The 23,614-nt window shown below is 26.4% G+C and carries 23 protein-coding genes; 12 read left to right on the top strand and 11 right to left on the bottom strand.

What is annotated here, in order from left to right:
• The first annotated feature begins 6 nt into the window (after positions 1-6).
• The gene (locus BVAVS116_RS01800; RefSeq protein WP_006068522.1) at positions 7-1,065 is read left to right on the top strand and encodes an NAD(P)H-dependent glycerol-3-phosphate dehydrogenase; all 1,059 of its coding nucleotides are present in this window, start codon (positions 7-9) and stop codon (positions 1,063-1,065) included.
• A gap of 21 nt (positions 1,066-1,086) precedes the next feature.
• Here BVAVS116_RS01800 and BVAVS116_RS01795 read toward each other — a convergent pair whose 3' ends face one another.
• Both BVAVS116_RS01795 and BVAVS116_RS01790 read right to left on the bottom strand, forming a co-directional pair.
• Positions 1,087-1,365, bottom strand: a complete 279-nt coding sequence (locus tag BVAVS116_RS01795; protein ID WP_006068385.1) for a PTS transporter subunit EIIB — start codon at positions 1,363-1,365, stop codon at positions 1,087-1,089.
• Between the two features lie 7 nt (positions 1,366-1,372).
• Positions 1,373-2,749: an aminopeptidase gene (locus tag BVAVS116_RS01790; protein WP_006068891.1), complete on the bottom strand. Its 1,377-nt coding sequence runs from the start codon at positions 2,747-2,749 to the stop codon at positions 1,373-1,375.
• 124 nt (positions 2,750-2,873) lie between these two features.
• Here BVAVS116_RS01790 and p22 point away from each other — a divergent pair, with 124 nt between their 5' ends.
• Positions 2,874-3,461, top strand: coding sequence for a lipoprotein P22 (gene p22, locus BVAVS116_RS01785; protein ID WP_006068978.1), 588 nt, complete (start codon positions 2,874-2,876; stop codon positions 3,459-3,461).
• Between the two features lie 43 nt (positions 3,462-3,504).
• On the opposite strand, the gene mgsA is transcribed toward p22, so the two are convergent.
• From mgsA to BVAVS116_RS06850, 5 genes are all read right to left on the bottom strand, one after another.
• Positions 3,505-3,888 carry a methylglyoxal synthase gene (gene mgsA / locus BVAVS116_RS01780; RefSeq protein ID WP_006068842.1) on the bottom strand — a complete coding sequence of 128 codons (384 nt, stop codon included), beginning with the start codon at positions 3,886-3,888 and terminating at the stop codon, positions 3,505-3,507.
• 93 nt (positions 3,889-3,981) lie between these two features.
• A complete protein-coding gene (locus tag BVAVS116_RS01775; protein ID WP_006068938.1) occupies positions 3,982-5,994 on the bottom strand; it encodes an EAL domain-containing protein in 2,013 nt (670 codons plus the stop codon).
• A gap of 21 nt (positions 5,995-6,015) precedes the next feature.
• The gene (gene lgt / locus BVAVS116_RS01770) at positions 6,016-7,002 is read right to left on the bottom strand and encodes a prolipoprotein diacylglyceryl transferase (protein ID WP_006068633.1); all 987 of its coding nucleotides are present in this window, start codon (positions 7,000-7,002) and stop codon (positions 6,016-6,018) included.
• Positions 7,002-8,144: a MinD/ParA family protein gene (locus BVAVS116_RS01765; RefSeq protein WP_006068799.1), complete on the bottom strand. Its 1,143-nt coding sequence runs from the start codon at positions 8,142-8,144 to the stop codon at positions 7,002-7,004. The genes lgt and BVAVS116_RS01765 overlap by 1 nt, the downstream gene beginning before the upstream one ends.
• 3 nt (positions 8,145-8,147) lie before the next feature.
• A complete protein-coding gene (locus BVAVS116_RS06850; protein WP_006068587.1) occupies positions 8,148-8,573 on the bottom strand; it encodes a hypothetical protein in 426 nt (141 codons plus the stop codon).
• A 64-nt stretch (positions 8,574-8,637) separates the two neighbouring features.
• Between BVAVS116_RS06850 and BVAVS116_RS01760 the strand changes: the two genes are divergently transcribed.
• The 6 genes from BVAVS116_RS01760 to BVAVS116_RS01735 are packed head-to-tail and all read left to right on the top strand — an operon-like array spanning position 8,638 to position 14,717.
• Positions 8,638-10,068, top strand: a complete 1,431-nt coding sequence (locus BVAVS116_RS01760; RefSeq protein WP_006068919.1) for a S41 family peptidase — start codon at positions 8,638-8,640, stop codon at positions 10,066-10,068.
• Between the two features lie 3 nt (positions 10,069-10,071).
• Positions 10,072-10,803 (top strand): 16S rRNA (uracil(1498)-N(3))-methyltransferase, encoded by a 732-nt coding sequence (locus BVAVS116_RS01755; RefSeq protein WP_006068592.1) that lies wholly within the window; start codon positions 10,072-10,074, stop codon positions 10,801-10,803.
• Positions 10,796-11,389: a hypothetical protein gene (locus BVAVS116_RS01750; protein WP_006068726.1), complete on the top strand. Its 594-nt coding sequence runs from the start codon at positions 10,796-10,798 to the stop codon at positions 11,387-11,389. The genes BVAVS116_RS01755 and BVAVS116_RS01750 overlap by 8 nt, the downstream gene beginning before the upstream one ends.
• Positions 11,390-11,428: 39 nt before the next feature.
• Complete coding sequence (locus tag BVAVS116_RS01745; protein WP_006068352.1) at positions 11,429-11,917, top strand: CarD family transcriptional regulator; 489 nt, start codon at positions 11,429-11,431, stop codon at positions 11,915-11,917.
• Between the two features lie 34 nt (positions 11,918-11,951).
• Positions 11,952-12,905: a hypothetical protein gene (locus BVAVS116_RS01740; RefSeq protein ID WP_006068513.1), complete on the top strand. Its 954-nt coding sequence runs from the start codon at positions 11,952-11,954 to the stop codon at positions 12,903-12,905.
• A gap of 12 nt (positions 12,906-12,917) precedes the next feature.
• Entirely contained in the window at positions 12,918-14,717 is a 1,800-nt protein-coding gene (locus tag BVAVS116_RS01735; RefSeq protein WP_006068228.1) for a hypothetical protein, read from the top strand.
• Here BVAVS116_RS01735 and BVAVS116_RS01730 read toward each other — a convergent pair.
• Positions 14,714-15,844, bottom strand: a complete 1,131-nt coding sequence (locus BVAVS116_RS01730) for a hypothetical protein (RefSeq protein WP_006068316.1) — start codon at positions 15,842-15,844, stop codon at positions 14,714-14,716. The two genes, BVAVS116_RS01735 and BVAVS116_RS01730, sit on opposite strands and share 4 nt — an antisense overlap.
• Before the next feature lie 110 nt (positions 15,845-15,954).
• Between BVAVS116_RS01730 and BVAVS116_RS01725 the strand changes: the two genes are divergently transcribed.
• Together BVAVS116_RS01725 and rpmB are read left to right on the top strand one after the other, a co-directional pair.
• Positions 15,955-17,520, top strand: a complete 1,566-nt coding sequence (locus tag BVAVS116_RS01725; protein WP_040351332.1) for a hypothetical protein — start codon at positions 15,955-15,957, stop codon at positions 17,518-17,520.
• 14 nt (positions 17,521-17,534) lie between these two features.
• Positions 17,535-17,813, top strand: a complete 279-nt coding sequence (gene rpmB / locus BVAVS116_RS01720; protein WP_006068611.1) for a 50S ribosomal protein L28 — start codon at positions 17,535-17,537, stop codon at positions 17,811-17,813.
• 19 nt (positions 17,814-17,832) lie between these two features.
• Here the strand turns inward: rpmB and amrB are convergent, their stop codons facing one another.
• The 3 genes from amrB to BVAVS116_RS01705 all read right to left on the bottom strand — a co-directional run bounded on the left by amrB (position 17,833) and on the right by BVAVS116_RS01705 (position 21,551).
• A complete protein-coding gene (gene amrB, locus BVAVS116_RS01715; RefSeq protein WP_006068725.1) occupies positions 17,833-18,573 on the bottom strand; it encodes an AmmeMemoRadiSam system protein B in 741 nt (246 codons plus the stop codon).
• A 17-nt stretch (positions 18,574-18,590) separates the two neighbouring features.
• Positions 18,591-20,024, bottom strand: a complete 1,434-nt coding sequence (pyk, locus tag BVAVS116_RS01710; protein ID WP_006068391.1) for a pyruvate kinase — start codon at positions 20,022-20,024, stop codon at positions 18,591-18,593.
• A 108-nt stretch (positions 20,025-20,132) separates the two neighbouring features.
• Positions 20,133-21,551, bottom strand: coding sequence for an NFACT RNA binding domain-containing protein (locus BVAVS116_RS01705; RefSeq protein ID WP_006068234.1), 1,419 nt, complete (start codon positions 21,549-21,551; stop codon positions 20,133-20,135).
• A 200-nt stretch (positions 21,552-21,751) separates the two neighbouring features.
• Here BVAVS116_RS01705 and BVAVS116_RS01700 point away from each other — a divergent pair, with 200 nt between their 5' ends.
• Together BVAVS116_RS01700 and BVAVS116_RS01695 are read left to right on the top strand one after the other, a co-directional pair.
• Positions 21,752-22,402: a LolA family protein gene (locus tag BVAVS116_RS01700; protein ID WP_006068325.1), complete on the top strand. Its 651-nt coding sequence runs from the start codon at positions 21,752-21,754 to the stop codon at positions 22,400-22,402.
• Positions 22,403-22,414: 12 nt separating this feature from the next.
• Positions 22,415-23,614: a BB_0345 family helix-turn-helix protein gene (locus BVAVS116_RS01695; RefSeq protein ID WP_006068770.1), complete on the top strand. Its 1,200-nt coding sequence runs from the start codon at positions 22,415-22,417 to the stop codon at positions 23,612-23,614.

Genomic DNA, 23,614 nt, shown 5'->3' with positions numbered 1-23,614 from the left:
GTAATTATGAAAATATCAGTAATAGGAGCAGGCGCTTGGGGGACAGCTATTGCAAAGTCTTTGGCAGATAAATTTGATTTTAATATTTTTTTATGGTCTTTTGAAGAAGATGTTAAAAATTGTATTAATAATAATAATGTTAATGCCAAATATTTAAAGTCAATTAAATTGCCAAAAAATTTAGTTGCAAGTTCAGATTTGTTTGAAGTTGTATCGATGTCTGATTATATTTTCATTGCAACGCCATCTCTTTTTACTGTTGATATTTTTAAAAAATTGGATCAGTTTTTCCATTCTTTGGAAATAAAGCCAAAATTAGCAATACTTACAAAAGGGTTTATTACTTTTGATGGGAAAACCCAGACAGTTGTTGAAGCTGCTGAGAAAGTCATGAAAGGATATAAAGACGAAATTACTTATATTGTTGGCCCAAGTCATGCTGAAGAAGTTGGACTTGGTGTAATAACAGGACTTGTTGCAGCTAGCAATAACAGAAAAAATGCAGATTTGTTTATTAATTTATTTGCCAAAACCCCAATTTCTTTGTTTTATAGTGACGATGTTTTTGGGGTGCAAATAGCATCAGCCTTAAAAAATGTGTTTGCAATTGCATTTGGAATTTTAGATGCGTATAAATTGAATTATCCTAATTTGATAGGTAATAATACAGAATCATTTTTATTTTCAATGTCTTTAAATAATATTAAGGATATTGCAATTGAGCTTGGGGGAAGAAATATTGAAACGTTTTTATTTTTGTCTGGTTCTGGTGATTTAGATGTTACTTGTAGAAGCATGTTTGGAAGAAATAGACGACTTGGTAATGAAATTGTTAGCAAAAACATTTTAGAAAATTTTTTTAGTATAGATGATTTAATAAATAATATTGAAAAAATTGGATATTTGCCAGAAGGAGTTTTGGCTGCTAAATCAATTTTTTCCCTTTTTAAAGAATTAAATCGAGATCTCAATCCCAATAGCTTGTTAAGTGTTATATATAAAATTTTGAATAAAGAGTTGGGATCCGAATCTGTTATTGAATATATGAGAGATATTAGACAATAAAATAAAGCCTCTGAAGAGGCTTTATTGTTTTTGATCATTCATCATATATAAAATTTTATTATAAACATCTTCGATTATTTCAAAATTCATTACAACTTCTGTAAGTTCATTAGATTTAATAGTTCCTATTATGTTGTCATTTTTTGTTAAATCGTCTCTTTTAACCAAAGAATTGCTGTCTACTAAAATTTTTATTCTTGTTATGTCTTTGTTTATGTTTTTAATATTTTTGATTCCCCCAAAGCATTCTACAATATGCTCTGCTACTTTGATTTTATTTGTTTTTTCTAAATCTACCATAGCAATTTTATTCCTTATAGAAAGCTTTGTATGCTAAGTAAGCATTGTATAAATCAAATTTAGAAGTTATTTCCATTGGAGAATGCATGCTTATAACAGCAGGTCCCATGTCTATTGTTCTTATTCCATAGCTAGCTAAGAATTTAGCAACAGTTCCCCCTCCCCCTTCTTCTACTTTTCCAAGTGTTGCTACTTGCCAGGCTACATTTTTTTTATTTAATAATTGCCTAATATAAGAAACAAGCTCGGCATCAGCATCGCTGGCCATACTTTTTCCACCATGTCCTGTGTATTTCATTATTGGTATACCATATCCAAGTTTAGGAGCATTTTGTTCGTCATGAACTGAGCTAAATAGCGGGTTTATTGCTGCGCAAACATCAGCAGAGATGCTTTTTGAATTCCAAAAGGCTTTTTGGACGTGAAGATTATTATATTCTGATTTTTTAATTTTAAAGATCATGTCAGAAACAAAATATTCAAGATATCTTGAGTCTAGTCCAGTTGAACCTGTTGAACCAATTTCTTCTTTGTCTACAAGGAAGCAAATAGCTGTTTTGTTTGGGGCCTCTTCAAGATCAAATATAGATTCTAGTGAAGTGTAAGCGCATATTTTATCATCTTGTCCGTAAGCACCAATTAAAGCTTTGTCAAATCCGACATCTTTTGCTGTTCCTGCGGGCACTATTTCAATTTCTGATGATACAAAATCTTCTTCTTCTATTTTATATTTTTCTTTTATTAGTTGAAGAGTTGCTAGTTTAACTTTATCTTTTTCTTTTGTTTCGATTGGTAGGCTTCCAATTAAAATTTTTAGATTTTCTCCCTCAACAATTTCATCTGATTTTTTATTCCTTTGTATTTTTCTATCAAGATGAGGCAAAATGTCGGGAATTACAAATACGGGATCATTTTCATTGTCACCAATATTGATTTCAACCTTTTCTCCATTTTTTAAGAATATCACACCTCTTATTGAAAGGGGTATAGATAACCACTGATACTTTTTTATTCCCCCGTAATAGTTGGTTTTAAGAAATGAAAGTTCGTTTTCTTCAGAGATTGGTGAAGGTTTTGCATCAAGCCTTGGTGAATCTGTATGAGAAACAATTAAATTCATTCCATTTTCAATAGGATTTTTGCCAATAATAGCAAAAGCAACAGATTTTTCTCTACAAGTATAAAAAATTTTATCGCCGGGCATTAAATTTTTTTTCTCTTCAGCGTTAAGAAATCCTTTTTTTTTTGCTTTATCTAGGGCATAGGATGTAACTTCTCTTTCTGTTTTAAATTTACTTATAAATTTTTTGTAACCTTCGGAAAAATTGAAAATTTGGTTTTTTTCTTCTTCACTTAAAGATATCCATGGATTTTGGTTTTTCATTAATAAGACCTCCTATTTTTATTTTAACATTTTAATTATTTTTAAAGTGTGTACAAAATAAATTATTTATTGTAAACTTACCTTTAATTTTAATATTATGAATAAATCATAAGGGAGAATTTTTATGTATAAAAATGGTTTTTTAAAAAACTATTTAATGGGGTTGTTATTTTTTTTAATAATTGGGTGTACTTCAAAAGATAGCTCAAATGAATATGTTGAAGAACAAGAAGTGGATAGCTCTTCTAAACTCAATGATGCTTCTAAAATAGATGAACATACTATTGGTCATGTTTTTCATGCTATGGGAGTAGTTCATTCAAAAAATGATCGAAAAAGTTTGGGGGAAAATATAAAGGTTTTTTATTTTTCTGAAAAAGATGGATACTTTGAAACAATACCTTCAAAAGAGGGTGCAAAATTAATAGTTTATCTTTATGATAATATCTATGCAGGAGAAGCTCCAATTAGTATCTCTGGAAAAGAAGCGTTTATTTTTGTCGGAATTACCTCTGATTTTAAAAAGATTATAAATAGTAATTTGCATGGTGCGAAAAGCGACCTTATTGGCACCTTTAGAGATCTTAATATTAAAAATTCAAAATTGGAAGTTACAATTGATGAGAATAATGCAGACGCAAAAACCTTTTTAGAATCTGTTAATTATATTATAGACGGTATTGAAAAAATATCACCTATGATGATGAATTAATTTATATTTTTAATTTTTTAGGCTTTAATTTTTAAATTAAAGCCTATTTTGAAATTAATCTTTCAAGGCCTTTTATTAAAATTTCCGCTGTTTTTACGTTGGTTGCTAGCGGTACATTATGTACGTCGCAAAGTCTAATAAGAGCTGACACATCTGGTTCGTGAGGCTGGCTTGTTAGGGGATCTCTAAAGAAGAATATGGCCAAGATATTTCCTTCAGCTACTTCAGCGCCAATTTGCTGATCTCCCCCCATAGGGCCTGATTTATATTTAATAATTGTAAGATCAGTAGCTTGTTGAATTTTGGACCCTGTTGTTCCTGTTGCAATAAGCTTAAATTTAGATAAGAAGAGATGGTTTAGTTTGACAAAATTTACCAAATCATCCTTTTTTTTGTCATGTGCAATTAATGCTATTTTTTTTTCCATTAATTTTATTCCTTCTCCAATGTAAAATAATTTTTGTTGAAATTTAATGAAACTTAGTCATTAGTATATTTACGATTTTGCCATTTTTAAAAGTTATATTGGTTCTGGTTTGTGCCATAAAAATCCTTGTCCATAGTCTATTTCTAGTTCATTGATTTTTTTTAATATTTCTTCATTATATACAAATTCGGCAATAATTTTTATATTTTTTGTATCTGCTATTTTTTTAATGGATTTTATTATTACAAAGTCTATTTCACTAGAGTTTATTGCTTTTATGAAAGACCCGTCTATTTTAAGTAAGTCTATTGGCAGTGTTTTAATATATGAGAGTGATGTATGTCCGCTTCCAAAATCATCAAGTGCTAGTTTGATGCCAAAACTTTTTAATTCTTGAAAATATTTATTTATTATCTCAAAATTTTCAAGAATTCCAGTTTCTGTTATTTCTAAGCATATATTTTGAAGTGGAATTTGACTTTTTAACAAGGTATCTTTTAAAAAGATTCGAAAGTTTTGAGATTTTAGGGAATAAGGGGATATGTTAATTGAGAAAATGTGAACTCCATTTTTTGATACAAAGCTTTTATATTCTCTTAAAGCCTTTTTAACCACCAATTGGTCAACTTCAGCAGTTAAATTGTATTTATCTATTAAGCTAAAAATTTGGTCGTTTGGAATTGGTTTGCCCATGTGATCAAAAAGTCTTGTCAAAATTTCTATTTTAGGCTTTAAGTTCTTTTTAAGGGGATTGATTTTTTGATAATAAAGAGTAAAAAAATCATTCTTTATTGCTTTGAGTATATATTGAAAGATTTTATTTTGATTTTTTAAAATCACAGTTTCTGGTAGCTCTTCTTTGTATATAATAGGGTCAGATTCTTTGTATTCCGATGATATTTTTGTAGCCATCATTAATTTAGGGATTTTTAATTCTAAATTTTCTCTTAAATTTACTTCTATTATTCCGATATTGAATTCTAATATAATAATATCTTCTTTTTTTAATGCCAACATAATTGTTTTTTTGATTTTTTTAGCAATTGAGATTATCCGGTTTTCACCGCCACTTGTGCATATGATTACTATTAAATTGTTGTGCTTTAGCTTGAAAATATATTCAGAGTATAATGACATTATTTTTGAATACATTATTTTAAGTATTTTTATATTAAGCTTTTCTCTATCCTCTTTGTATTCATATTCTGTTGTTAGGGATAGGTCTAAATTAAGCAAATATATTCGTTTTTTTTTGTAAATATCCATATGATTTACTAATAATTTTTCAATTTCTTTGGCCTTTTGAATTTCGTCTTGCGAATCGATAATTTCTAGGTATTTATAGTTTTCTGTTTCATTAATGTTTGGTATTTCTTTGATTGTTATTAATTTATCAATATTGTTTTGAGCAATTGTGCTAATAAATACATCCACATGTAGTTTTTTATTATTTTTTAAAGTTAAAAGACAATCGGTTATTAATATATTTTTAAATTCGGGAATGGAATTTGTATGATAACTTAAATCTATTTTTTTTAACTTTTCCCAATCTCTAATATCTATGTCGGTTACTTTGATTGTATTTCCAGAAATTTTCATTGGAAGATTAAGATTTTTACTACCTTTTTCATTTATATAAATAATTTCATTTTCGGTGTTTGTGATGATTACTATTTCTTTGATGAGTTCTGATAAATTTAAGAAGAAATCCAGAGTTGTGTTTTTATTGTCGCAAAATAGTTTTTTTTGGTGTATTAAACTTTGTTTATATTCTAATTCGTTTATATCTTTTATTATTTCTATGTGATTAAGTTTTAAATATTCCTTATCGAATTTTTCATTGCTAATTATAATAGAATGGATTTTGTTTATATTTTTTAATTCATTTGCAACGTTTATTGAAAAATCTATTGGTTTTTCATAATTATAAATAATAGCGAATTTAATATTATTTTGTTTTACATATTCACTGTATAAAGCTTTTTCAGATTTTACGATTTGAATTAAGTTAAAAATAGATCTAAGCTTTATAAGATCTCTGACATCAATTTCGTCTTTAGAGATTACAACGGAATTTATATTTTGATAATTATTAATCCCTTTCATTTTTGTTGGCTTGCTTTTATTTTAATTTTTGTATGCCAAGTTAGTATTATATTTTATTTTTTTATCTGCGATTTTTTTAGTGACTATTATCCAGATTAAGCCTGAGAGCATTAGTGCTAGTGAGAGAATTTGTCCCATTGATATGTTTAAAAAAGAAAATTCGGACAGACTTTTAATTGGTTTGTAGTTTATTATAAATCCAAGTTCTCTGTCTGGTTCTCTTAAATATTCAATAAAGAACCTGAAAAAAGCGTAAAGCATTATATATGTACCAAAAATAAATCCATCATATTTTTTGATTTTTCTAAATAAAAACCATAGTAACATAAAAGTTACAGGTCCTTCGAAAAATCCTTCAATAAGTTGAGAAGGTATTCTTGGGAGGTTAATTAGCAGATCATGAGGCAAAATTTCAATTCCCACAGATGATGCAAATTCTTTTACACCCGGAATATTTGTGTCAAATGGTTCTGCATTAGGGAATATTATTCCTCCTTTTATTACTCTTCCATAAAGTTCTGCATTTGCGAAATTAGCAAGTCTTCCAAGTATGTAGCCAGAAGAAAAAGCTATTGCTCCATAGTCTGTTAGTTTTAGAAAATATTTTTGAACATTTGTATTTTTAAGTTTTGTGTTTATTACGATTAGAGGAGCAACTATTGCACCTAAAAACCCACCATGGATAGCCATGCCCCTAAAGCCTGTAAAATTCCAATTTTGATCGAATGGTAAAAAAATTAACCAAGGATGAGAATAATAAATACCTGATTTATCGTAAACCAAGGTAGACGCCAATCTGCCTCCTAAAATTGCTCCAAGTACAAGTGAGAACATAAATGTTTCATAATCTTCTTTTTTGATATCAATTTTGTCTGATTGTATTTGATACCAAATAAACTTATAAGAGATTATTATAATAAAAATGTAAGATAGGCTATACCATGTAATTGGTATGCCTTGAATCACTTCAGGATGTAACCAATTTGGGTAATTTATATAATTTGGCATTAGACCTCCTTAGCCTTTTCAAGCTTTTCAAAAAGCTTTTTTTTAAATAACATATTTTGCTTTCTTAAGGTTTCGATTTCTCTTTTCTGAGATTTTATTATATCAATAATTTCACTACTTTCTATTGTTTTGTTTTTTATCAACGATTCAAGGTATTCAATTTTTCCAATATATTCTTCTTGGGCTTCTCTTAGCACGAAATCATAGCTTTCAATTAAATCTTCTTCGTTTAAAAGTTCAGCATCATTTGTTAAGTCTTCAATTTCAATCAATTTTTTTGCAATTTTTTTTATGCTTTTAGAGGTTGAACTTGTAGGTTTGTATATAGTGATGGGGATTTTGTTGTTTAAAGCTTGATCAACTATTTCATCTTTATAGATTGCTCCAATGCTTTGTAAGTTTATGCTTAAATAGTTTTTTGCCGATTTTATTATTTTTTCTGTTTTTTCAATATCATTGGGAGTTTTGAGCATATTAAATATCATAAAAGGACAAATTGTTTTAAACAATTTGTCAAATTTAGAGTAATTTTCAGGATCTTCGTTTTCGAGTTTTGACAGTAAATTAGGTATATATACCTTTTGAAGATCTATTGAATTTTGTTTTATTGTTGTGAGGATTTCATTTCCTTTTGTTCCTCTTTTAAAAACGCTTGATAAGAGTCTAAATATTATATTTTTAAGAAATAAATATGCATTCATTGTAGCTGTTACCGTTGGTGTTGTTACTATTACTCCTCTTTTTGACATTAAAAAAAAGTCTATGATATTAAAAGCTGTTCCTGCTCCAAGATCAATCACCAAGTAATCATATTTTAAAGATTTTAAATTTCTTATTATAGTTTTTTTTTGAGAAGCAGCTATATTAGCAAGTTCTGGAATGTCAGAATCTCCCGCAATGAAGCTTAGATTTTTAATTCCAGATTCAATAATAATGTCTTGGAAATTAATCTTTGTTTTTAAAAATGTGCCTATACTTTTTTTAGGAATAATGTTTAACATTGAATGCAAATTAGATGCCCCAAGGTCAAGATCGATAAGCAAGACATTTTTCCCTTCATTTGCCAGGCAAATTGCTATGTTTACCGAGAAAAGGGATTTGCCAACTCCTCCCTTACCACTGGCTACAGGAATAATAATCAAGCTTTACTCCACTGTTTTTCTTTTTGCTTTAATCAGTGCTAAAATTACTATATTAAATACTAGATAAACTACTGTAATCCCTAAAAGTATGGACAAAGAGGTTTGATAGACGTACATTTTAAAAGTAAATCCTAAGACAAATAATAATAATGTTAATATTATTTGGAATAATTTAGTTATTACTATAATGCTGTGAAGAATTATAAATTTTTCGTAGATAAAATAATAGAGTGTTAAATTGGCCATGAAAAACTCAGGTGAATATAAAATAAATGTTAGCATAAACTTTATTGAGTAATTGTTAATAAAAATTAATCTATTAATAGCGTGGTATAGTAAGACTAAAACCAAAAGGCTCTCAAGCATTTGTAATATAATAAGGCTTACTCTTTGAAGGCTTTGTTTTTTTTTAGGGTGTGAGTTTAACATAGTTTTAAAATATTATATTATGGAAATAAAATCAAGTTTTAATTTTTGCATTAGGGATGAATAAATGAAAAATAAATTTTTAATATGCGTGTATTTTTTATTGACTTTAGGTATAAGCTCTCTAGTAATTGTTGAATCTATTTTTGCTTTTGATGAATCTAATAGTAATAAGTTATCAAGATCTAATTATGAGCAGATGATGATTCAAGCTTTTGAATTTGTAAAAGAAAATTATGTGGATCCTGTAAACGATGAAGTAATTTTTGAAGGCGCTTTAAAAGGAATATTTCAAGCCTTAGGAGATCCTTATTCTCAATATTTGACAAAAAAGGATTTAGAAGAAATTTCAAAAACAACGGTAGGAGATTATGTTGGTATTGGAATTTCAATAATAAAAAAAATGCATTCTCAAGATAAGCAAGACAAGGCAAAAGATCTTGATACTAATAATGCTTGCGTTGCTATTGTTACTCCTTTTGAGGGAGGTCCGGCTTATAAGGCTGGAATTAAATCTGGAGATTGTATTATCGCTGTTGATGGTAAGAGCGTCTCTTCTATGGAAGTAGATCAAGTTGTTGATCTTTTGAAAGGTAAAGAAGGTACAAAAGTCAAAGTATCTATTCTTAGGGGAAAAAATTTAACATTGGATTTTGAACTTACAAGAGAAAAGATAGAAATACAAACAATCAAGTATGATGTTATTAATTCAGATATTGGCTATATAAGAATAGTGAGCTTCAATCCGCACACTTCCGGAGCTTTTAGCAAAGCTTTAGACAATCTTAAGAATAGAAATATTAAATCTTTAATTTTGGATTTAAGGCTTAATACCGGGGGATATTTTCAGGCAGCTATTAAAATGGCAGATAATATTTTATCTAAAGGAACTATTGTTTCCACAAAATCAAGAAATTCCAGCAAGCCTGTTGATTATAAGGCAAGCTCAAAACAAATTTTGCCTTCAGATATAAAAATTGTTGCTTTAATAGATAAATCATCAGCGTCAGCATCAGAGGTTTTTGTAGGGGCCTTAAAAGATAATAAGAGGGCCTATATTATAGGCGAAAAGTCTTATGGCAAAGGGCTCATTCAGCATGTAGTTCCTTTTTATACTGGTGGATTTAAAATTACAAGTTCAAAGTATTATACTCCATCTGGGAAGAGTATCCATAAAGTTGGGATTGAACCTGATTTGGAAATAAAATCGCCAGATTTTTCTGAAGAGGAAGCATTAATATATAAAGAAATTTTTGATAAAAAGCTAATAGAAAGTTTTTTAAAAGACAAAAAGTCTATTACTGAACAAGAAATTGATTTTTTTGTTGAAAATCTTGTTAAAGAAAATCCAAAATATAAAATTGATAAAGAATTTTTAGGTAAGTATGTGTTTTTTAATTACTATCAAGATAATAATAAGGAGCTTCCAATTTATAATCTACATTATGACAAGGTTTTAAAAGCAGCTTGTGAATATTTATCTAAATTAGGTAATTAAATTGTGAAGCAAATTGTTTTGGATGCTAATTGTTTAGCAGGCGATTTTATTATTGTTAAAGATATGAGAATATATCATCATCTTGTTAATGTAAGACGACTTAAAAAAGGTGATAAGCTGAAAATTCTTTTAAAAGATAAGGAATTAAGAATGTCAGAAATAGTAAAGATTGGTAGTAACTTTATTAAGTTTGCTACCAATAAAATAGATAAAATTGAAAAAAATAATTTTGAGATAAGTATTTTTATTTCTAGTTTAAAGGGTAAAAAAATAGATTCGGTTTTAAGACAGATTGTTGAAATTGGAGTTTCAGAAATTAATATTATTAATGCAGATCGTTCTGTGTCTAAAATAGATATAAGCAATACCTCTGCCAAAACTTTAAGATTTTCAAAAATAATAGATGAGGCCTTAAAGCAAAGCGGTAATAAAATTGTACCTAAAATCAATTTTTATAATAATTTTTTTTATTTACCTTATTCTTTTTGTACTACTAAATATTATGTTGCTCATCAAAGTGGAATGCTTTTAGGCAAAAATGAAAGTTTTGAAAATTTTAGCAAAATTGGAATTATAATAGGTCCTGAAGGATGCTTTTCGGATTCAGAAATTTCCTTTTTCAAGGAGAAAGACTTTAATTTTGTAAGGTTTAACACTCCAATTTTACGAGCGGATACGGCTATTATTTATTCACTTGCTTATTTTAAGGCATTGTTAGAGGATTGTAATGGCTAATTTAAAAGACATATATTCAAAACCAGACAGATTTTATTTTTTAGGTGTGCCTATAGATGTTTTTGATAGTCGCAGCAAGCTTATAAGCAGATTTACGTATCTTACAGGTCATCCTTATCATTCAATAGTAATTTTTATTGGATTTAAAGGTTTTCTAAAGGTTTTAATTTTTAAAAAATTTAGAAATCACATTAAAAATTCTTCTCTTGTTTTTTTAAATTCTAAGATTGTAAGATTTTTTTGTAGGATTTTTAAAAGAGTTAATATTGACTGTTATGATTCAAATACAATTCTTCTCATTTTAATGGAAATACTAGAAAATGCCCATAAAACATGTTATATTATTGATAAGGATAAAGTGATTTCAAAGAAAAAATTTTTAAGATTGAAAGAATCTCATAAAGAAATTAGTTTTATTGGGTATTATGATTTAAAAGCTGTAAAGAGAAATAAAGAAATGTTTTTTGCAAATATTAATAAACTTACTCCTAGTGTAATAATAAGCTTTTGTAATGATAGATATCTTGAAAATTTATTTTATGAAAATAAATTTAGTATTAGGACCAATTTAAGCGTTTTTTTATGAGCTTTTAAATTTCAACCATTTATATTTTATGAGGTAATTATGGCATTTTTGCTAAATCAATCGGTAGTTTATCCAATGCACGGAGTAGGTACAATTAAGGATATTAGAACTAAAGAGTTTAATGGGGAGATTATTGATTATTATGAAATACATTTTCCATTTAGTGATATGATTTTTATGGTTCCTGTTGCTAAGGTTGACGATTTTGGAATTAGAGCTTTGGTTAGTAGGGAAAAGGTAGAAGAAGTTTTTGATGTTATTAAAGAGTTTGAAGGTCAAATAGACTCAAAAAAAATAAAAGATGGCGGTCATGAATTTTATAAAAAAAGCGATATTTTAGATACAGCAAAGTTATATAAATTTTTATATAAAAAATCTACTCAAAAAGAACTTCCTTTTTACGAAAAAAGGATTTTGAATGATTTTGAGTTAATATTGGAGCACGAAATTAGCTTAGCTTTGCAAATTAGCTTTGAAGAAGCTAAGGAAAAGATTAAAAATATTTTGGTCGGTAGTAAAAAGGCTTAAAGTTTTTTCAATTATTGAGGGGGGAGGATTTGCTGTGTTTGATTCTTTAAGATTGATCTTTTTAATAATTTATAGGTTTATTTTAATATTTTGCCTTTTTTCTTTAATGTTTATCTGCACATTTTATTTAAAATATAAGTTTTTGTATTTTAATTTTTCCATTTTTAGTTATAGTCTTTATTACAATGCCTATATTTATTCTTTCCCTTTGTCGCTTGTTGTTACTTTTATGAGGATTCCTTATCCTTTTTATGGAATGGTTTTAAAGCCGTCTAGAGAGACTTTTTATTTTTATTGCACTATCTTTATTCTTATTTTATTGTTTTCTTATTTAGGATTTTTGGTTAGTCATAGTTTTCATTCTTACTATGTTAATGATAATAGAAATAATAATAATTTTATTCTTAAAGATGAGATTGTGCATTTTTTAAATGGTAAAATAATATTTTCTAGCAATAGACCCAAACTTTATGGTTTGAATGGAGTTTTAATCGTTTCAGAGAATGACAAAAAGGATAAAAGTTTTTCTTACCAATCAAATCTTTCCGATTCTAGTAAGGTTGATTTTATTGAGAATAATTTTTTAGAGCAAAAGATTTATAATAACTTTGTTGATTTTATTTTCAAGGATTTAAAAATTTTGAATAATTTTCTACTCTCACTCAATTACTTAAATTTAATTTTTAATATATTGGGAATTGCTTTATTGTTATTTTCGTTTTTTTATATTTTTAATCTTATTTTTTCGAATAGTTTTGCAATATTTCTTTATCCCATCTTTATTATACTTTTTTTAAAAATTTATAATGTTTACTCGATTGAGTTTCCTAAAATTTACAATGTAATAATAGGAAAGAGCATGATATCTGATTTTATTCCTTTTATTTTTTGTGTTTTAACTTTTTTTTCTACCTATTTATTTGGATTTGTTTCAGAATATATTAAAATCAGCAAAGATTTAGATGATAATTTATATAAGGGTAGTTAATTCTTAAAGCTTATGAAAAGAGAAATATATGCATTTTTGAGCAACTTTATTATTTTTCTGTGTTTTTTTCTAGGTTTAATTTTTAGTTATTCTTATTTTTTTGGAGAGAATTTTTTAGAAAAACATAAATTAATAGCAGCTTTTTTTGATTCTATTTTACTTTTTTATAAGTATTTTTATGGATTTTTTATTTTTATTGTTTGTATTTACTTTGCTTTTTTTGTTCAGCAAGAAATAAAGATTTATTTAAAATCGTATAATGGGTATTTATTTTCTCGGCTTTATGCATTTTTACTAGTATTTTTTATTATAGGGATTTTTTTTACTTTTATATTTAATTTAATATTACCTTATATAATTGCCCAGAGAAATGAGTATAAGTTTAGTTACGATAGATATAATCTTCTTGAAAGTGAAGCAAATGAAATATCTCTGAAGATTAAAAACATAGATATAAGTTTGTCTTCAAGTAGATTTTTTTTATCTTCTGATTTGTCAGATTCAATGAAACAAAAGAGAAAGCATCTTGAAAATTTGATTAGAATATATGATAAAATGCGAATTATTTATGTAAATAATGAAGAACTTTTAACAAATTATTATTTAGTGAAATCTGAATATAATAAAATTCCAAACTATGACGTTGATTTGGAAAAGGTTAAAAAAACTTTTTCACTATATCCTTTGAGAAACCTTAAAAAGCAAGATTTTTTAAATATTGTCAATGAATTTATTTCCCAAAATGATTATTATACGGCTAATTACTTTGCTTATATTGCTTATGTTGCAACAAAAGACGATAATTTTGTTGCGCTTTTAAATTTGACTTTAAAGTTTATTAATGAAAATAGAAATTTTGAAAAAGAAAAAATACAGTTAATTTCTGAAGAAAAGCAAAAAAATTTTTTGTATCTTAATACTGAAAAATTTAAATTAGCTTATTATGGTTTTTCGAATCTTAATAAACTATTACCCAATGATACTGAAATTTTGAATTATAAAAATAAATCACTTGAAAAGCTTAGAAAAAGATATCTTTTTTTTGATGAGATTGAAAAATATTTTGAATATTACGGAATAAACGATGTGTTTTTATTGCAATCAGATTCTAATAGAGGTTTTTATGATTATATTTATATGCAAAAAGTTGTCACCTTTAATAATTATTCTAAAATAATAAAAAATTTTGAACTTATTAGATTTAATAAGACAGGAAATATTATATTGCACATTAAAATTCCATTTGCTACTTTGAGAGGTAATTTTGTGTATCAAAATGTTTTGGATAAAGATAATGAAGAGAGTGAGATTACTCTTACTAAAGTCTTTGTGTCTGCAGATAGTTTTGATACAAACGTTTTAGAGGTTGTCAAGATTAATGAAAATGTAGAAAATTTAGCTTTATTTTCAAATTTTACTGAAGTTGGATTTTTTTTAAAAATTCAAAATTTGTCAAGTGCTTTTCGTAAGATCTCTATATTAAATTCGAAATTAATTAATATTTTTTCTTTAAGTTTGGCATTGCTAATTTCTCCTATTTTGCTAGTTTTAATGGGGGCGTTTTTTATCTCTTTGTTTTCTAAAATAGAATTTAATTTCAATTCCAAGGTTATGATTTTTCTAGTCTCATTAATGATAGCTATTTTTTCAGGGATTATTTGTCTTTTTGTGAATTATTTTTTAATGGTCTTCACTTCTCTTCTTATATATGTTTTTAATAGCGTGTATATATCTTTAGCTATTCTTGCTGCTTTATTGTTTTTTCTTATTTTTAAAATAATAATTGTAAATTATAGCGAAAGGCATAATTAATTATTAATTTTTTTTAGATTTTTAATTCTAGAGAAAAACCACTCATTTATTAGTAAGTTTTCTTTTTCAATTGTTTTTTTGCTTAATATATAAGAATGGCTGTTGATTTGAGTTTCATCAATAATAAAAGGAGATATTCCATCGATTGAGTGCTTTATTTTCAAATTTAATTCTTTGTAAGGAGTAAAACCATTAGCAAATCCAAAACATATATTTTGGTATTGATTATTAAATCCAATTAGGGTTTTTTGGGTTTTTTTATCTAAAATCCAGCTGATAAATTTTTTAGTTAAAATAGATGTTTCTAAAATGCCAATAAAATTTGGGCTTGAGATAACAATTTCATCGTTATTGTTGATTAAATATGAAAATTCTATTTGTGTTTTCTCTTGTTGGCTCAAGCTATTGTAGAAGGTTAAATCACTAAATCCCGCTATTAAAGGAGATTTTTTATTAAGCAATATTTTGTTTAGTTTTAGGTAGCCGTATTTATTAAAGAAATCTTTTTGCAAATCCATTTGTTTTGCATTTAAAAATGATGAGAAATATTCTAGCATTTTTAAAATTTTATTTTCATTATAATTTAGTTTACTCTTTTCAAAAGAAAATCTCACATCATTTATTTCAGAAATCACATAAAATAAATTTTCAGAAATATAAGGTGATATAAAGAATTTTCCATCTTTAATGAAATTTTCGTATTCTTCTTTTAAATATTTAGTGTTTATGTATTTTTTAATTTGGTGTGTATTTTTATAGATTAAAATGGGAATGTCAAAGCTTAATGGGATAATTTTGTGGTTAAATTGTTTGAAAATATGTTTTAAGATAGGGTAATCCGGATTATAATTGGTTTTTATGGATTTAAAATGATTAACAATATTTGTATTGCCAATGTTTTTAGAAATAATTATTTGTGCATTTTCTTTTTCTACTGTTTGCAGATCAATGTTATTTCTAAACTTAATTATAAAATTTAGTTTATTTTCAATGTTAAATTGATTTATATAAAATGGTATTGTTTTGTTGTCAGTTAGTACAATTATATTCTTATTTTTTGAACAGCTGGGGCTAATCAATAAAATTGCTATTAGCATTAAATTTTTTATTCTCATAAAATTATTCAAGTTTTTTCTTTTATTTTACAATAAATTATGTATAATTTTTATAGTTAATATTTATTCCCATTTTTAATTAGAAAAATAGAGCACGGGAATTAAAGAGTTTTAGGGGGACGATAAATTTGGGTTTATTTGATTTTATACTTTCTATGTTTAGTATTAATAAAGAACTTACTTCTGAGCAAATAAAGCAAAAAAGGTTAAAAGAAGTTAAAGTTAGTTTAAGCAGAGTAAGTAATTTTTTTAATGCTTCAAAAATTCAAGCTTTACCCCAATTTTCTAGATTTCTTTATAATTTTTATAAAATTTTTTTTCCCTTAAGGCCATTTGCCCAAAGATATAAAAATTCCAATAAAGTTATTCATTTTGTTGTTGAAAGATATTTAAATGAAAATCAGAAAAAATCTTTAGATTATATTTATTCTTTTTCTGCAAGCGATAACATAAATTTTTCTTCAGATCTTCCTAAAAATTTACATAATAATTTATCTTATTTGTTTAAAAACATAACTCAAGAGCAAATTAAATTAATAGATGAAACTTATCAAGCTTTGCATAATTTTTTTGATTTAGTTTTATATCAATACTATTTAGTTCTTAAAAATTTTGATAGCTTGCTTCCAGAAGATGATTTTGTGTATAGGCCTAGATTTAGCTCTATAGGTTGTGGAGTTATTATAGATGATCTTAAAGATTTGTTAGAATGTATATCTTGTGTTAAGAATATTTCTATTTGGAAAAACCTTTATGACATTATTTTAGAAATTTATGGAAATAAAGAGGATTTTCCTATTAAATCTAATGTCTGGATTAAGATTATTTCTTCCATTTTAGATATAAATAAGAGTAAAGAAATTTTGTATCTAATAAGATATGTTAGTGGGGATCCAGATTATTTTCCTATTTCTGTTGGACAAAAACCTAATCCGGTAGCAAAAATATTTTTTAATGATCTTACCAAGCATGTTGCCACTGAAATTGAAAAGATTAAAGTTTTGCAAAAAAATAACAAATCTAAAATATTAGCCGAACAGCTTTTTCCAGGAATATCTTTTTTAAATTTGGATAATTATAATGAAAAAATGAATGAAAAGATTGTATCTAAAATTATGAGCACTTCAGGCTATATTTATTGTGAGCTTTTGGTTTATTTGAGAACATATACTATTCATTTTGTGAAAAAAGATCTTAATGATATTATTAATTTACTTATTATTAAAGGACAATGGAAGCTTATAGAGCTTTCAAGAGAAATGTCTAATGACATGCATGCCTTGATTAATATTTATGCAAATCTTATGGATTTTGATTCTAATTTAGGAGAGCAAGGTGGCTATGGTAATAGAATAAATGCATTGCTACATAGAGCTTCTGTGGGGGATAAATCTTCGGAGAAATTATTGTTAAATATAATAGCAGATGTTAATAAAAGGGCGTTTACTATATCAAGTGAATATTATTCTAAAATTTATTCTATTGAGCAGCGATTGCAAGATTGTCTTTCAGACTATTCAAAGGTTTCTTTAGAAAGAGAGCTGATTTATAATTGGAAAGAACTTGATATGGATCTTGCTAAAAGCTATGGAAACAATTTAAACTTTGGAGGTATAATGAAAAATATTTTAGGTAGTTTAGCTTTATTTTTAAAGTTAATGGATTTATATTTGGAAAAAAAATCATAAGGAGGAGTGTTTAAATGGCTAGAAAGTGCGAAATAACAGGGAAGAAAACTATGTTTGGGAACAATGTTCCAAGAAAGGGTCTTGCTAAGAAAAAAGGTGGTGCTGGGCAACATATTGGAGTAAAAACCAAAAGAACTTTTAAGGTTAATTTAATAAATAAAAAATTTTTTATTCCAAATCTTGGAAGAAGCATTAATATTAAGGTTTCTGCTAATGCATTAAGAAGTATTTCAAAGATGGGACTTGATGCTTTTTTAAAGAAAAACTGCAAAAAAATAGAAAACTTTTTATAAAATTTTAATTTTGATAATTTTATTTTATTAAAATGTTGCTTGATATTAGGTATTCTGGGGAGTTGACTGTTATTTTTGAGTCTGTAAATTCAAAATTTTTAAAAAGGCTTGAAATAGTCATGATTGCGTTTATGTTTTCCGGGAATATTTTTTTTGATTTATAGTTTTCTAGTATTAAATTGAGAGTAGGTGATTTTTCTTCAAGAAAGATGCGCTTTAAATTTTCTTCAAGCTTTAGGGCTTTTTTTATGTTTGTAGATTTTGAAATAAAGTAAGATAGCAAAATAAATGAATTTTCTTCTTTACTTATGAAAGGTTTTAAAAACTCGCAAAATTTTAGTAAATGTTTATTGCAAGTTTTCCCAAAAATTATTGGAATTATTTTTATATTATTCTTTATATTGCTAATAAAATTTAATGTAATTTCGATTTTATGATCGTTTTCGATTAGTTTATCGTCTATATTGATAAAATTTAAATTTTTTAATAATTTAAATATTTTTAGGTTTACTTTAATATTTTTATTAAAAATTTTCCATACATTATGATTGGAGATATTGATTAAAAAATCACTTTTTGCTTCAGAGATTATAAATACATTATTAGTTTGATTTGATATTATTTTTCTAAACAAACATTCATTTTTTAAAAAAAACTCATAGTTTCCATAACTTGTTAAAATGGCTTTGTGAGTTTTTTTTTCTGTCAATTCAAACGATAAGTTGTTTGTATTATTTGAATAAAATATGTTTTCAACCAAGGGGCGTCTGACTTGCTTTATATATTTCGCCCCTTGATTGCATCTTCTACTGTGTTTATTTCCATAAATTCTGTTCCTTTGTCAATATCTCTATTTGGGTTGCCAGAAATAATTATTACAGTATCTTTGTCATTAACAACACCTTGTTCTTTTAGCATTTTAAGAGAGGTTACTACAAATTCAGTAGTTCTTTTAAAGTTATTGTCTACAAGATTAGAATAAACCCCGTAAGATAATGTCAATTCTCTTGCTAGTCTCTCACTATTTGTTGTAATGAATAATGGAACACTTGCTCTGTAAGTTGCCATTATTCTTGCGGTTTTTCCTTTTAGAGAATCTACAATAATTGCTTTTACATCCATGAGCTTTGTGGCATCAATTGCACATTTAATAATATAGTTTCTTGTAATGCTTTTGTCGTAAAAAAGCTCATCTTTATATAAGGTCATTTTTCTGTGTTTCTCAACTTTTTTAGCAATGCTTGTCATCATCTTTACTGCTTCAATTGGATATTTTCCGTAAGCGGTTTCTCCAGATAGCATAATTGCATCTGTACCGTTTAAAATAGCATTAGCGATGTCAGATACTTCTGCTCTAGTAGGTCTTGGATTTTCAATCATTGTATGGAGCATTTGAGTAGCTGTAATCACAGGTATTCCATACTTTATGCAGGTTTGTGTTATTTTGAGTTGAGCAATGGGTACATCTTCTGCAGGAATTTCGACTCCCATATCTCCTCTTGCAACCATTATTCCATAAGATGTTTTTACAATTTCTTCAATATTGTCAATTCCTTCTTGATTTTCGATTTTGGATATAATTTTTACATCAGGATTTCCAGCAGCATTTAAAATTTTTTGGACGTCTTGAACGTCTTTGGAATGCCTTACAAATGAATGAGCGATAAAATCAATATTATATTTTGCTGCAAGCTCAATAAATCCTTTGTCCTTTTCGGTTACTGATTGCAATTTAAGAGAAATGCCAGGAGTGTTGATTGATTTTTTATTTTTAATTTGGCCATCATTTTTAATTTCACAAATTAATCGATCAGGCAATTTGGTAACAACAGTCATTTCAAGCTCACCGTCATCAATTAGCACTTTAGATCCTTGGGGTACTTCTTTAACAAATCCATCATAATTGGTTTGAAAGCTTTTAGGTTCATTAATAGGCGAAGTTGAGATGATTACTTTGTCTCCAGTTTTTACAATAATAGGATTTTCAATATTTGCTGTTCTAACTTCCGGTCCTTTTGTGTCAATCATTAGAGCTATTTTATTGGAAATTTTTCTAACATTGTTTATTACTTTTATTGTATCTTCGTGTGATTGATGAGCAGTATTTAGTCTTATGACATTTACTCCCGCATCGTATAAATCTTTTATGTGTTCTGGTTCGCATCTAAGATCAGATATTGTTGCTACAATTTTTGTTAACTTTGAAATCATAAAATTTTTCCTCCACTCTTATAAATTTTATGCTTTTTATCTTTGAATAACAATATTTTATAAAAAATTCAAAACTTTGCTTTGCTATAAGTAGTGCATAAGTAGTGCTTAGGTTTGATGTTTGATTTTTTTTATTAGATTTTCATCTAGTTTAATATGTAAATTTTTTTCTGCTTTTGGAATTACATGGCCTAGCTTTCCGTTTTTAACTCTTCTTAAATTTTTAACTTGAGTGTAATAAAGATCTGCTTTTCCAGATTTTTTTGCTAATTTTGTATAATTTACGCATAAATTACCAGCAGCCAAAAGGACATTAAGGCAAGGAGTTTTATTTTTTTGACTTTTAATAAAAACATAAGCTCCAGGATAATCTCTTGTATGAAGCCAATAGTCATTTCCCTTAACACAGTGTCTTAAAAGTTCATCGTTTTCTTTTGCGTTTCTTCCAATAATAATTTCAAATTCACAAAAGGTAAAATGCAAACCTATTTTTGGTATCTTTTCTTTTCTTTTAATAACAGTTTCTTCTTGAGTATATTCTTCTTTTGGAATGAAATTTTCGATCTTTAACATTGTTATTTTTGATTGGATTAAATTAAATTTTTCTAGATTTTCTTTTAATTGATTTTGTATGATTTTAAAAGAATTTTTACCTTTTTTATATGTTTTAAAATATTGCAAGGCATTTTCTTTTGGTGACAATGATTGGTTTAATGATATTTTTATTCTTTCTTCTTTATAATTTAAGAGAGTTATTTCTTTAATCCCTTTTTGTATTTTGTTAATATTTAATAAAATCAATTCACCTTTTTCTTTTTCATTTTCAATGTTTTCAATCAGCTTAATTTGTTGTTTTAAAGACTCTATTCTTTTTTCTAAAAAAATCAAATCTTTTTTATATTTTTCAAGAAGCAATTCTTTTATATTGTTTTTTTTAATTTGATTACTGAGCGATTCGTAATAATTTTCAAGAAATTCAGAATAAGATGTGTGTGTGGCATTATTGTATCCTTCTTTTAGACCCAAGATTTTTTTATTAGAAATTTTATTGCTTTCCTGTATTTCTTTAGCTTTTAAAAAGATTTCACCCGATGTTTCTTTTATTTTTGGTCTTCTGTAATATGCATCTAGTATTTTAAAGTTTGAGTTTGTGGCTATTATATTTGGAGAAGATGGCCACAATTTAATAAATAAGATAATTATGTCCTTTTTTAAAATTTCAAGATAAATGATTCTTTCATTTCTCATTTGGAAAGCTTTTAGAATTTTTCCATTTTGAATTTTTGATTTTAAGAAGTCAGAAAATCTTAACTTTAAAGCATTCTTTTTGAAAATTTTTTTTGTTATATGAAATCTAGTAGTGTTTGGATTTAAAGAGATTAATATTTTAAATTTTTTATTTTCAATTTTATTGTAAAGCTCTAAAATCAAACTTTTGTAATCCGGTTGTATTATTTTTTTTATTAAAGAGTTTGTAAAAGGAATTTCTTTAATCAAAGTATTTATTTCAACGTAATTCAAAGACATTATTACTAAATCCTAATTCTTTAAAGGTGTTTATACCCAAGCTTTAAATTTTTATTTTATGTATTAAACTATTACTATTAATAATAGTTTATTTCTATGATATGTAGTATTATGGAAATAAAGTTTATTGGCAATAAATAAAATAGTTTAAATTTAGCTTTGTTAATAGCTTAAGCTTAATAATAATAAGAGTTCATAGAATGATAAAAACAATACTTTTATTGGTTTTATATCCTGTTGCTGCGTTTGCTCAAATATCTGCAAATCAATACTTTGAAGGAATTTATGCTAAGTATCAGAATATAGAAGATATGCAGGCAACAATTAATTTTACTTTAAAGGGATTAAAGCAAACAGGTGTTTTGCTTTATAAGTTTCCAGACAAGTTTATTATTAATCTAGATTCAAATAATCAAGTTTTTGTAAGCGATGGTGAATTTTTGACAGTTTATGTTCCATCCCTTGGGACTTCATTTAATCAACAATTAGTAAAAGGTAGCAGTGGTGGAGGTCTTATGAAAGTTTTAAATAGTGAGTACAGTGTGTCTTATGCTAATTCTCCAAATCCAGAAGATCTTGATTCATCTGAGTCTGGAAAATATATTAAATTAACCTTTTCCAGAAAGCTTTACAAGGGGGCTGCTACTATTAATTCTTTTATTATTGCTTTTGCTCCGGACGGAATAATTAGAAGAATTACTGCTTATCCTACTAGTGGTGGGCGTGAAATAGTTATTGATTTAACTGCTGTGAAGTTTAATGTTGGAATTCTTGATAGCAAATTTAAGTATGATCCTCCAAAATCTTCAAATAAGGTAGATAATTTTTTATATGATATTAAAAAAAATTAAAGGGTTAAATCTATGGAAGAAAATGATTTTATTAAATTTGGGAGTTATTTGAGAAAAGTTAGAAATGGTAAAAATTTGACTCTTGAAATGGTAGCTGATGACATTAAAATTTCTATTAAGTATCTTGAAGCTCTTGAAGATTCTAATATTGAAATTTTTCCAAATGAAGTTTTGGCTGTTGGATTTTTAAGAACTTATAGTGAATATTTAGATATTGATTCTAAATTGATATCAACACTTTTTAAGGATTATAAAAGTAGACTTAATAATAGTTATATTGGGATTAGATCTGAAGATAAAATTTCAAATTTAGGATTTTTAAGCGACAATAAAGTTTCGGATAAAAAATTTATTTTTTTTAGTTTAAAGTCTTTAAGTACGTTTAAAATCTTTTTAGGAATTGTCGGTGTTATTTTACTATTATTTGTGGTTTTTGCTTTTGGAGGAATAGAAGTTTATTTTAAAAAAATCTTTAAGCTTAGTCAGGATGAGAAGATAATTTTAAATGTTCATGAAGTGTCTTTTGATAAAAAAAATTTTTGGAATCTTTCTCTTAAAGAGGGGGATTTTTTATCTTTAACAAATGGCGATAATATTGCAAAGTATAGAGCATCCTTTATTGGTGATGATTTAGTTATTGTTGATGAGTCTGAAAAAAGTAAAAATATTTTTAATCTAGGAGAGTTTAAAGAGATAAATCTTGATGATAATATGAGAGTCAAAATTATTTATGAGAATTATTATTATGATAAGTCGAAAATAGCCAATGTAAGTTTAGAATCTTTTGCTTTAAATGTTAAATATGTATCTGAAACTAATATTGACAATAGATTTAATATTTTAAATTGGCAGTTTGATGTTAAGGGAACTGAAAAGTTGCCAAGTGGTGATTATCTTACCCTATATTCTTCTCAGAAACTTTCAAATATTGATTTAAAAATTGATTTTTTAAATGATACATTTTTTAGATATGCTGATGAAAACAATCTTCATGGCAAGTCTTTTTTTGCGTCCAAAGGGATTCCTATTAATTTATCTTTTGAAAAATCTTTGATACTATTTTTTTCAAGACTTTCTGATGTTAATATTATTCTTAATGACAGAGACATTACTTCTGTTTTAAAAGAGCAGGGAAAAGAAATTTTTGCTGTCCAATTCTTTTGGGTAAAAACACCTTCAGGGTTTGATCTTAAGGTTTCTGAAGTTTATTAG

Source organism: Borreliella valaisiana VS116, assembly GCF_000170955.2.
In the GTDB taxonomy this organism is placed as follows: domain Bacteria; phylum Spirochaetota; class Spirochaetia; order Borreliales; family Borreliaceae; genus Borreliella; species Borreliella valaisiana.
This window is presented reverse-complemented; position numbering and strand designations above follow the sequence as displayed.

What these genes read in the sequence shown, in the direction of transcription:
- BVAVS116_RS01800 (WP_006068522.1), top strand. Translation starts at nt 7, where the DNA reads ATGAAAATATCAGTAATAGGAGCAGGCGCTTGGGGGACAGCTATTGCA.
- BVAVS116_RS01795 (WP_006068385.1), bottom strand. Translation starts at nt 1,365, where the DNA reads ATGGTAGATTTAGAAAAAACAAATAAAATCAAAGTAGCAGAGCATATT.
- BVAVS116_RS01790 (WP_006068891.1), bottom strand. Translation starts at nt 2,749, where the DNA reads ATGAAAAACCAAAATCCATGGATATCTTTAAGTGAAGAAGAAAAAAAC.
- p22 (WP_006068978.1), top strand. Translation starts at nt 2,874, where the DNA reads ATGTATAAAAATGGTTTTTTAAAAAACTATTTAATGGGGTTGTTATTT.
- mgsA (WP_006068842.1), bottom strand. Translation starts at nt 3,888, where the DNA reads ATGGAAAAAAAAATAGCATTAATTGCACATGACAAAAAAAAGGATGAT.
- BVAVS116_RS01775 (WP_006068938.1), bottom strand. Translation starts at nt 5,994, where the DNA reads ATGAAAGGGATTAATAATTATCAAAATATAAATTCCGTTGTAATCTCT.
- lgt (WP_006068633.1), bottom strand. Translation starts at nt 7,002, where the DNA reads ATGCCAAATTATATAAATTACCCAAATTGGTTACATCCTGAAGTGATT.
- BVAVS116_RS06850 (WP_006068587.1), bottom strand. Translation starts at nt 8,573, where the DNA reads ATGTTAAACTCACACCCTAAAAAAAAACAAAGCCTTCAAAGAGTAAGC.
- BVAVS116_RS01760 (WP_006068919.1), top strand. Translation starts at nt 8,638, where the DNA reads ATGAAAAATAAATTTTTAATATGCGTGTATTTTTTATTGACTTTAGGT.
- BVAVS116_RS01750 (WP_006068726.1), top strand. Translation starts at nt 10,796, where the DNA reads ATGGCTAATTTAAAAGACATATATTCAAAACCAGACAGATTTTATTTT.
- BVAVS116_RS01745 (WP_006068352.1), top strand. Translation starts at nt 11,429, where the DNA reads ATGGCATTTTTGCTAAATCAATCGGTAGTTTATCCAATGCACGGAGTA.
- BVAVS116_RS01735 (WP_006068228.1), top strand. Translation starts at nt 12,918, where the DNA reads ATGAAAAGAGAAATATATGCATTTTTGAGCAACTTTATTATTTTTCTG.
- rpmB (WP_006068611.1), top strand. Translation starts at nt 17,535, where the DNA reads ATGGCTAGAAAGTGCGAAATAACAGGGAAGAAAACTATGTTTGGGAAC.
- pyk (WP_006068391.1), bottom strand. Translation starts at nt 20,024, where the DNA reads ATGATTTCAAAGTTAACAAAAATTGTAGCAACAATATCTGATCTTAGA.
- BVAVS116_RS01705 (WP_006068234.1), bottom strand. Translation starts at nt 21,551, where the DNA reads ATGTCTTTGAATTACGTTGAAATAAATACTTTGATTAAAGAAATTCCT.
- BVAVS116_RS01700 (WP_006068325.1), top strand. Translation starts at nt 21,752, where the DNA reads ATGATAAAAACAATACTTTTATTGGTTTTATATCCTGTTGCTGCGTTT.
- BVAVS116_RS01695 (WP_006068770.1), top strand. Translation starts at nt 22,415, where the DNA reads ATGGAAGAAAATGATTTTATTAAATTTGGGAGTTATTTGAGAAAAGTT.